Annotated in this window: 4 protein-coding genes and 1 tRNA gene; all 5 read right to left on the bottom strand. The window is 40.1% G+C overall.

Annotated features, from left to right (window positions below; genetic code table 11):
- Positions 1 to 1,859: 1,859 nt before the first annotated feature.
- Positions 1,860 to 1,933: transfer RNA gene (locus QZ735_RS03570), tRNA-Met, on the bottom strand.
- 44 nt (positions 1,934 to 1,977) lie between these two features.
- On the bottom strand, positions 1,978 to 3,264 hold the full coding sequence (locus QZ735_RS03565; RefSeq protein ID WP_294244287.1) for a TlpA disulfide reductase family protein: 1,287 nt from the start codon (positions 3,262 to 3,264) through the stop codon (positions 1,978 to 1,980).
- A gap of 61 nt (positions 3,265 to 3,325) precedes the next feature.
- The gene (locus tag QZ735_RS03560; protein ID WP_294244282.1) at positions 3,326 to 3,544 is read right to left on the bottom strand and encodes a signal peptidase; all 219 of its coding nucleotides are present in this window, start codon (positions 3,542 to 3,544) and stop codon (positions 3,326 to 3,328) included.
- 5 nt (positions 3,545 to 3,549) lie between these two features.
- Positions 3,550 to 5,517 (bottom strand): T9SS type A sorting domain-containing protein, encoded by a 1,968-nt coding sequence (locus QZ735_RS03555; RefSeq protein WP_294244279.1) that lies wholly within the window; start codon positions 5,515 to 5,517, stop codon positions 3,550 to 3,552.
- Positions 5,518 to 5,594: 77 nt separating this feature from the next.
- A partial coding sequence (locus QZ735_RS03550) for an AAA family ATPase (protein ID WP_294244277.1) occupies positions 5,595 to 6,245 on the bottom strand: 651 nt, incomplete at its 5' end.

Genomic DNA, 6,245 nt, shown 5'->3' with positions numbered 1-6,245 from the left:
TTTTCTTAAAAGTAATCTGCTTATCCAAAAGCTCTTCTGCGCCTGACTGACTTCCTTTCGTTTTTCAGTGGGGCAAAGATAGAGACTTGCTTCTTCCCACGCAAGTTTATGTAACAAAAAGTTAACATGAAATCCCGATTGTGGGTAAATCAAGGACCTAGGTCACTGGCAGCTCAGCCGTTACCCTGGAATTGGAGTTTTCCACAGGGATGGGGATGAGTGATGAGTGATGAGTAATGGGTGATGAGTAGTGAATGATGAATGATGAATGATGAATGATGAATGATGAATGATGAATGATGGATGATGGATGATGGGTAATGGGTGATGAGTAGTGAATGATGAATGATGGTGCGGGCAATATGGAGAGACAGCTGGTGAACGGTTCCTAAACCTTCAAGGTTTTGAAAACCTTAAAGGTTTGAGCGGGTTAAAACAGCAGAAGGTCTGAAATAGGACTTGTTTTGTTTTGTCTCGTTTGTTTGTCTCGTTTGTTTGTTTGTTTGTTTGTTTGTTTGTTTGTTTGTTTGTTTGTTTGTTACCATATGATTTAGTGGGCAGGTCCCGTTAAAAAAGATTCATACGGATGGCAGGCGCCGGGAATGTTCAACCCCTTTGGGGTTGATAATTGGTGGGTGTTTTCAACCCCGGGCTCCGCCCGGGGCTATGGGTATTCAGCCCCTTCAGGGCTGATGGTGGAAAAGAAGATGAATGGTACGGGATGGGGCAGGCGGTATGGATGAGCAGCCGGCGGATGGTTCTAAACCTTCAGGACGTAAAGTAAAATCAGATGTAATAAATAAGTTGCGATCGGCGGTATGGATGAGCAGCCGGTGGATGGTTCTAAACCTTCAAGGTTTTCAAAACCTTGAAGGTTTGGCTGGAGACCGCTGTTGTATTTAAAGAATGAGCGGATCAGGACGTATCTAATGCAAGATGGCGGTAAGGAATTTAATGGTGGTATCATATAGTATATATAGGTATACTATATCCTGAGAAATGATATGGATGCTTAACGCCTGTACATAGATGAAATTAAAGACCGGTTCTTTTATATTTATTTTAATTATGGTCATTACCTATCTTTTATAAGTGATACGCAACCGATTTTTTGTAAAGACAGATAGAAGACTGATGAATTTTATAGTGGTTTACAAAAAATGCCGGCCAGGATATTCCGGGTGAAGCTTGAAGCTGAGACAAAAGCCCATGCTTCCAGCCCCTGCCCTAGCCACGATAGAAACGGATACCCCACAGCGGGGCTGGAGGATTGGAGCGGGTAAGGGTTTGGTGAGGGAGGATTGGGACAGGGCCGGCGCGAGGAGTATGAGTGGATAGCGTGAAATAGCTCCCGGAAAAATTAATCGGCTGAAGAGGAATAAGAGTAAAATGTTTGTTTGAGATCCCAAACGAGAGATAGTGAGAATGGAAGATGATCATGATATAACAAAGTAAATGAAAATACAGAATCAAGGATAATCAATGACAAATCATTTTGCTGTTTAGCTGCCCCAGGTTTTTGCTTAGTCTCCGGGTTTTTTGCCTGATCTCTTTCTCCTATTCAGATTAAACAAGCCTTTTGAATAGTCCTTAATTTTTTGCGTGATCCGTAAATATGCAGCAGGTTGTCTTTCTCTTCAAAGCTGGCAATATGGAAATGAGAAATTAAATATCCGGGGAGCAGGATTTTCAAAAGTTCATTCTCACCGGACATACACCAAAATAATATCTTATATTTTTTTTACCCCATTTTTATACTGATCCGATAATCCTTCTGCCCTGTTAGAATTTGATACAGTAAATAATTGAGTAATGTACATAAAAAAACCGCAATCGTTATCTGATTGCGGTTCTTATTGTAGCGAAGACGGGAATTGAACCCGTGACCTCAGGGTTATGAATCCTGCGCTCTAACCAACTGAGCTACCTCGCCGTTTTGGTGGTGCAAATATAGAAAATATATTTAATTTACCAAAATTATTTTAGCTTAAAATATTCCAATACATCACCTACATGTTCTGGTTTGCTGATTATCTTATTGTTAGCATCCAAAATAAAATAAGTTGGTGTTGCATGAATGTTATATGTATCCGAATAACTGCTGTTCCACCCTTTCAGCTCCGAATCGTTGATCCAGGGAAATGCAGAAATCTTTTTACTGTAGGATTCTCTGTCTGTGTCCAAAGATAAGCCGATTACCTGAACATTTTTACCTTTGAGATCATTATACTTTGCCAACAGCTGCGGAAGCTCGCTTTCACAGTGGGAGCAGGTAGAAGACCAAAATACAACGATTTTCTTATCTGCTTTGATATCATGAATGGTTTTGGCTGTCGTATTTACAGGAGACTGAAATTTATAATTCGGAAACACGGCTCCGGTTTCCACGTTGGCATTGGACTTAAGCGTAGAGGCCAGCCTATCCGTAATGGTACATTTTAAATTCTTAGCCAGTCCAAGGTATTTGTTCTTGAATTCCTGCATATCATATACATCAAAGATATCGATAAGCTCGGATAGAACAGTCTGTCCCCGGGGTGTTTCCACTTTCAATCTGTCAAGCAGCTTATCTACGGAAGCCGATACATTGGTATTTCCACCGGTATTAAGATAGGATACAAGAAGCGGTCTTAACAGAGAGGAAGTTTCCAGCATATCACCGGATTTATCGATGAAATTGATGATATCGTCCTGACTGGCGTTTTTAGAAGGATCCTTCGCGAGAAATTTAGCATAGTTGGTGTTATAATAATAAATAAAAGGATGCTGAGCGGCATCAATCCCCTCAGACCCTCCTGATAATCTGCTGATTTCCGCTTTTAAAGCTTTTCCAAAATCGGTATTGTCTTTATAATACTCCTTAATCTGTGAAAGTGCCGGCAGGATCATTTCTTTCTTCTGTGACCCTTCCTGCATCTTGCTCATAGCATTATTGGCTTCATCAAGATAAGCAATATCCTTGATTTTGTTTGCCTGGGTTTCCAGTTTTACAGAGACATTTTTGTTCTCAGAAATAAAGTTGAAAGTATTGTTGGATGCCGGGAAGTATACTTTCATCATTCCCATATAATTTTTGGGATACTTGAAAGTCCAGGTATTATTTTTACTCTGTTCTTTCGAGAAAATAATATCTTTTGAACCATTTAAAGTATAGAGTACAGCATCCTGATCTTTAAAATCAGCAGGTGCCTGAATAGTGACGGTAAATTGGGCCTGCAATGAAAATACCGCTGAAAAAGCGGCCAATGTAAAAATCTTTTTCATTCCGTAAAAATAAACAAACTCCCTGATTAATCAGGGAGTTTGTTTTTATTTTAATAAAATTTTATGCTTTTGCAGCCGTATATTTTCTGGTAAAGAAAGCTATAAAAAGTACAGCCACAATACCCAATCCATATACATACATGTCAACCGGCGAAGCCAATGATCCTGTTCCTGAACCTCCAGTACCTCCTCCGGTACCAGGCTGGCTAGGAGTTTGAGCATTCATTATCATCGCTGTAAAAAGGAAAAAAGAAAGAACCAGTTTATTGATAGTTTTCATATTCATTATTTTAAGATTTTAGCATTAACAACATCTCCATTTCCGGAAACTACTTTTACCATATAAGAGTTCTTGATCGCCTTATCCAGTTCGATCACAAAGTCTCTGGAAGTTTCTACCGCTTTTTTGGAAATGACAAGCTTACCGCTCATATCATAAACTTCGATATCCGCTTTTTTCCAGTTAGGGTCAAACCTAACAATATAATCATCGATTGCAGGATTGTATACCACCAATGTTCTTACAGGAGCTTTTGTATCAGCAGTTGCCAATACAACATTACTAGGCTCACCGTAGTACAGATCATATTCTGTTCCCGCAACAGGAATTACAGCACCCTGTACAGCCTGCTGTACCGTTCCGTTCGGTGCTTTATAATAGAAGCCAATTCCTGAAGACAAAGTATGTGCTCCGTCTGCGATAGGTTCAGCATTTTCTTTAATCTCAAACTTATAAGATTTCACCACAGCCGGTGAATAAGTAACTAACTTAATATTTTTTCCTTTGAAGTTTACTTCATTGGCTTCATTGATGTATAACCAGTAGTTGGTATTGTTATAATCATATCCGCCTGCAGATGATTCTTCAAAAGTTCCTATGGCATCCCCTCCAGTTGCTGAAGCCTGAATAGTAGTTGCTGCAGAAGTTTGGTGACCGGTAGTTGCATTAGGTGATACCACATAATAGGTTCGTCCTAACTCTTTTCCTGCTGCATCAAGCGCAATTACTCCCAGCTGTTTCAATGTTCCTGCATTATTTTTTGCAGCGGTTACACTGTAAGCGGTAGTCGAAGCCCGTGGCACATTAGAAAATCTTCTTAAAGTACTGAAATTAAGCGTCTGCGCAGTATTATCTCTTAATTTTAGCACAAAAGTCTGCATTGGCTTAATGATCAAACCTGTATCTCCTGCGTTTGTCCCTGTATTAGCATCATACGTTATAATCTGTGCACCTGTAGTAAAAGTAGAACCGTTGGTGGCTGTCACTACAGCACCTGCAGTATATTTTACACCATAAATATTAGTAATATAATTACCATCACCGGAAGCTTCATTTCTCCCAATTTGTGATAAATCCAGATTTGTTAAATAAGGGTTACCAAACTGGTATATATTCTTACCATAAGTTCCAGTTGCAGTAAAATAACCATTAGGTAAATCAAACTGATCCTGAAGGTAGGAATTGTATTTCTCATTATACTGGTTCACCGCATTTCCGTTGGTTCCGAAGTTAACATTACCTCCATTCTGCAGCGTAACGGCGGCTAAGTCTTCTGAACGTACCGGTTTACCGGTAAGCGTAAATACGCTACCTGTTGCAGTAGGTGCAATGGTAGCCAGTGTTGCAGGAGGCGTACTTAAATCAAGATTGTTATTTTTTGAACCCAACATGTAATACAGAGGAGCATTAGGGGTTGTATCCGCCATATTGGTCACATGATTGGAAACCGCAGTGGCGTTATTCCAGGTCAAGATTTCATTCTGGGTCCATCTGTTAACGCTGAATGTTTTCCCCAGTTCCGTAGATAACGTACTGTACGCCTTTCCTGCAAAAGGAAGGGCGATCTGCTGGAAATAATTTCCATTACCGTGCCTTTGAGTACGGTATTCTTTACTTACCACTCCGGTAAGATTAGCTGCTGAAATACCATTTACATACAGCTGTCCGTAAGTCGAACTAGTAAGATCTGAAGGATTGTTCATCCGTAGAACGATATGACCACCTGTAGTCTGAGGGTTTCCGCCGGTATCAACTGTCCGGAAAACATCCGTAGAGGAATTTCCTTCCACCATCATGTTTCCGTGAACATCGATGATTCCGGTTCCTCTCGTCTGAACTCCTCCTCCGGCATACACCAGAGTTCCTGCACTCACATACGTAGTAGCAGCATTGTCTACGTGTAATAAAACACTCTGCGCCTGAACAGAATTAATGGCTGCCAGTAAACCAATAGCAAATAAACTTTTTCTCATTGTATATAATTATTTGTGTGTTAATACAATATCTCAATGGCAAAGGTATGCCTTTTTTATGAAAAAACAAAAATATTTTATTTATTAACAAAAATATTATCTTCCGTTAATATGATCTCTTTTTCTTCTCCTATTGAAAACATATAGTCTTCCAGGACTTTTTCCGTGGTTCCTCTCAGACCTCTTGCACCCAATCCTTTTTCGATGGTTTCTTCTACGATTTTCTCGATAGAACCATCGGTAAATTCAAGACGCGTCCCATCCATTTTGAAAAGTTCAATAAACTGGTTGACGATTGAGTTCTTAGGCTCTTTCATGATTCTCACCATCGTTTCTTTGGTAAGCTTATCAAGATACGTAATGATCGGGAATCTTCCTAAAAGTTCCGGAATTAATCCGAAAGACCGCAGGTCAATGGCATTAATATTTGTTAATATGTACTCATCTTCGTCAGCTTTGTTGATTTTTTCCGAGCTGAATCCGATGGCCTGTTTATTCATTCTTCTTTCAATAATCTCCTTGATCCCGTCAAAAGCACCGCCGGCAATAAACAGGATATTCTGGGTATTTACCTGGATGTACTTCTGGTCCGGATGTTTTCTTCCCCCCTGCGGCGGAACATTGACAATGCTTCCTTCCAGAAGTTTCAGCAGTCCCTGCTGTACCCCTTCCCCGGAAACATCCCGTGTAATACTCGGATTATCGGATTTTCTCGCAATTTTATCGAT

Source organism: uncultured Chryseobacterium sp. (genome assembly GCF_913776365.1).
Lineage (GTDB): Bacteria > Bacteroidota > Bacteroidia > Flavobacteriales > Weeksellaceae > Chryseobacterium.
Note: the sequence above shows the minus strand (reverse complement) of the source record. Positions and strands in the feature narration are given on the sequence as shown.